Below are 1,048 nucleotides of genomic sequence, written 5' to 3' on the forward strand. Positions count from 1 at the left end.
CGTAAACGTACAATTCCTTTACACTTAACGTTATTAAAACATCAAGTAACAACTACTCTGCAACCCCACTATTTGTAATAGTACGGTAAACAATAGTTTACAAACAATATTTAAGTATTAACTTGATACCCAAAGTCTTCTAATAATGGATGCTTAGCTGCGATACGCGCAAGTGCATCACACCGTTCATTTTCAGGATGACCAGTATGACTTTTAACCCAACGCCAACTTAGTACATGTAGATGACTAACAATTTCTAATCGCTGCCATAAGTCTATGTTTTTTATGTTTTTTTTTTAGCGTTTTTCCAACTATACTTTTTCCAATTAAAAATCCATTGATATATACCTTGATAAACATACTTACTATCGATAGAAATTATTACTTCACAAGGATTTTTTAACAACTCTAAAGCTATTATTGTAGCCATTAACTCCATCCGATTATTAGTAGTTAATCGGAATCCAGCACTGTATTCTTTTTCATATTGTTTATAACGTAATATAACACCATATCCACCAGGACCAGGATTACCAAGACATGAACCATCTGTAAAAATTTCTATTTGTTTACGCATATTTATAAATAATATATAAAAATTCTATTTAATATGTATTTTACATAAAGGAATCTTATGAGTAGTAAGATTATACGACAAATTTTTTTAGATACAGAAACAACAGGAATAAATCAGGTAGATGTACCTTACAAAGGACATAGAATTATTGAAATTGGTGCGGTAGAAGTAATTAATCGTCGTGTTACTGGAAAGTACTTTCATACTTATCTTAAACCCGAACGTTTCATAGATCAAGATGCATTTAAGATTCATGGTATAAATAATGAATTTTTAGAAGATAAACCCACTTTTGCACAAGTCACTCAAGTCTTTCTTGATTTTATCTATAATAGTGAATTAATTATACATAACGCACCATTTGATATTGGTTTTATAAATAATGAATTAAAAATGATCAATCATAAAATTGATAATATTAATACTATTTGTCAAATTACTGATAGCTTATTATTAGCACAAAAAATATTT

1 protein-coding gene and 1 pseudogene are annotated in these 1,048 nt (G+C 28.6%); one reads left to right on the plus strand and one right to left on the minus strand.

The genetic code is table 11. The annotated features are described in order from the left end of the window. Nucleotides 1–110: 110 nt before the first annotated feature. Nucleotides 111–577: pseudogene (gene rnhA, locus CEX73_RS01285) on the minus strand (ribonuclease HI). Nucleotides 578–634: 57 nt separating this feature from the next. Between rnhA and CEX73_RS01290 the strand changes: the two are divergent. Then, a partial coding sequence (locus CEX73_RS01290; RefSeq protein ID WP_260081101.1) for an exonuclease domain-containing protein occupies nt 635–1,048 on the plus strand: 414 nt, incomplete at its 3' end.

Origin of the sequence: Candidatus Palibaumannia cicadellinicola (genome assembly GCF_002855795.1) — a bacterium.
Classification (GTDB): Bacteria; Pseudomonadota; Gammaproteobacteria; order Enterobacterales; family Enterobacteriaceae; genus Baumannia; species Baumannia cicadellinicola_C.